Annotated in this window: 3 protein-coding genes; all 3 read right to left on the bottom strand. The window is 71.4% G+C overall.

The features are described 5' to 3' along the window. Positions 1-1,480: cytochrome P450 (locus tag FNH09_RS46035; RefSeq protein WP_338017881.1), on the bottom strand; the 1,480-nt coding region annotated here is incomplete at its 3' end. Positions 1,481-1,536: 56 nt separating this feature from the next. Then, complete coding sequence (locus FNH09_RS46030) at positions 1,537-2,157, bottom strand: GTP-binding protein (protein ID WP_152895817.1); 621 nt, start codon at positions 2,155-2,157, stop codon at positions 1,537-1,539. Then, on the bottom strand, positions 2,138-2,518 hold a 381-nt coding region (locus FNH09_RS46025), incomplete at its 5' end, for a DUF742 domain-containing protein (RefSeq protein WP_152895816.1). The genes FNH09_RS46025 and FNH09_RS46030, both read right to left, overlap by 20 nt.

The raw sequence follows: 2,518 nt of genomic DNA, 5'->3' as shown, positions 1-2,518 counted from the left end.
GCGCGGCGCCGACCCCCACGGGCTGCGGTTCGCCGACGCGCGCGGACTGCGGTTCGGCGACGCGTGCGGACTGCGGTTCGCCGACCGGCCCGGGCTGCGCGGCGATGACCGGCGTGGGCCCCGGTTCGATCGACCCGATCTGCCAGGTGGAGCGCTGTGGCGGAATCGGGTTGCCGTGGGTCGGCGTGACCCGGACGTCCTGCTCCGGCTTGGGTTCGAACGCCACCGGCAGTTCGGCCAGATGCCGCGAGGCGATGGACGTGGTCCAGCGCAACTCGTCCTCGTCGCAGTCGAGCTGGACGTCTGGCAGTCGCCTCAGCAGCGCGTCGACGCCGACGTCGGCGATGGCGCGGCCGACGTCCTGTCCGGGGCACTCGTGCGAGCCGCCGCCGAAGGCGAGATGGGAGCGGTTGCCCTGCATGTCGGCGGACAGGTCGGGCCGGACGCGCGGGTCGACGTTGCCGGGGGCCGGGGCGAACAGCAGCCCGTCGCCGCGGCGGATGTGCCGGCCGCCCAACTCCGTGTCCTGTTTGGCGAAGTAGCCCAGGACGGTGCTGAAGGGGGGTTCGTCCCAGAGGGACTGCTCGACGGCCTCGGGCACCGTCATCTGGCCGCCGTTGAGCCGGGCCACGAAGCCCGGGTCGGTGAGCACCCGGCGCAGCACGTTGCCGAGCAGGTTGGTCGTGGCCTCGTAGGCGGCGAAGAGCACCAGTCGCAGGTGTTCCCTGACCTCGTCGTCGGTGAGCCGCGCCGGATGGTTGATGAGGTGGCTGGTGAAGTCCTCCTCGGGCCGGGCCCTGCGCCGTACGGTGAGCCGGCTCAGCGCGTCCATGACGTAGCCGTGGCTGGCGATGGCCGTCTCGGTGCCCTTCAGGGCGTCGCGGGCGGCGAGCACCAGCCGGTCGCTGTACTCCTCGGGCATGCCGAGGATCTCGCACAGCACGGCCATCGGCAGATGCTCGGCGAACTGGCTGACCAGGTCGGCGTGCCCCTGCTCGCAGAAGCCGTTCACCAGGCGCTGGGTGTGGCGGTAGATGTGGCGGCGCAGGCCCCGAGGGTCGATCGTCGACATGGCCCCGATGACCGCGCCGCGCAGCCGCAGGTGTTCGTCGCCCTCGGCGTGGGAGCAGATGGGCTGCCAGGCGATGTGCGGCATGAGCGGATGGTCGGGCTTGACCTGGCCCTCCAGCAGCGGGCTCCAGATGCGGCTGTCCCGGGTGTACTGCGAGGGTGTGCGCACCATGTGCAGGTTCTCGGCGTGGCCGAGCACCACCCACATGGGTACGTCTTCGTGGAGCAGCACGGGGGCCACGGGCCCGTACTCCTCGCGCAGTTGCTCGTAGAGGCCGCCCAGGTCCGCCGCCTCGGGGCCGTAGATCCGGTGCAGTCCGCCGGGTCCGCGGCCGTGCGCGGGACAGCCGGGGGGCGGGTCGGTCACGAGGTCGTCCGCACCGGTCGGGGAGTGGTGTTCAGAGGTCACGGTGGTCGCTCCGGGAAGGCTGGGGTCGATCCGGGGGTGGGCCGACGGGCCGGGGTTCAGACGAGGCTGCCGGACAGGGCCATGGAGTGCAGGAAGCGCATCAGGGTCAGCAGGACGTCGCGGCTGGAGGCGCGTCGGCGTACGTCGCACTCGACGATCGGGATCTCGGGGGTCAGGTCGAGCGCCTCGCGCAGGTCCTCGACCGGGTAACGGGGGCCGTCGGGGAAGGAGTTGACGGCGACCACGAACGGCACGCCGCGTTCCTCCAGTTGCCCCATGACGTCGTAGCTGACTTCGAGCCGGCGGGTGTCGACGAGGACGACGGCGCCGAGCGCGCCCTCGAACAGGCCGTTCCACAGGAACCAGAAGCGTTCCTGGCCCGGGGTGCCGAAGAGGTACAGGACGACCTGGTCGGTGATCCTGATGCGGCCGAAGTCCATGGCCACGGTGGTGGCCGTCTTGGTGTCGGAGCCGTAGTTGTCGTCGACCCCGATACCGGCCTGGGTCATGGTCTCCTCGGTGGTCAGCGGCCTGATCTCGCTGACCGCGCCGACCATGGTGGTCTTGCCGACACCGAAGCCGCCGACGATGACGATCTTGGCCGCGGCCTGCGCCGTGTGCGGCAGACGGTCCTCGGCCCGTGGGCCCGGGATCGCGTCAGAGGCTTTGAAGTCCATGCATCACCGCTTCGAGGAGGGAACGGTCGGGGAGCTGCCGGCGGACGATGGGGGCGCGCACCTGCACGAGTTCGACCGCCAGCATCTCGGTGATCAGCACCGTCACCACGCCGAACGGCAGCCTGAGGTAGGCGGACAGCTCGGCCACGGACAGCGGGTTGGCGCACAGCCGGAGCACCGCCGCCTGCTCGGGGGTGGCGGACGTCGGCGGCTCGGCGCGCGCGACGATCAGGGACACCAGGTCCAGGGGCACGCGCTCGCCGTCGGGTCCGGTGATGACGTACAGCCGTTCGGGGTTCTCGCGCTCCTCCTCCGGGTGCTGCGTGGAGGACGGCTGTACGGGGGGCGGCTGTTCGGGGGG

Origin of the sequence: Streptomyces adustus, from assembly GCF_009377175.1 — a bacterium.
Lineage (GTDB): Bacteria > Actinomycetota > Actinomycetes > Streptomycetales > Streptomycetaceae > Streptomyces > Streptomyces adustus.
The sequence above is the reverse complement of the archived record's forward strand: the minus strand, read 5'-3'. Positions and strand labels throughout refer to the sequence as shown.

Coding starts and splice junctions, on each gene's coding strand:
- FNH09_RS46030 (WP_152895817.1), bottom strand. CDS start 2,157: ATGGACTTCAAAGCCTCTGACGCGATCCCGGGCCCACGGGCCGAGGAC.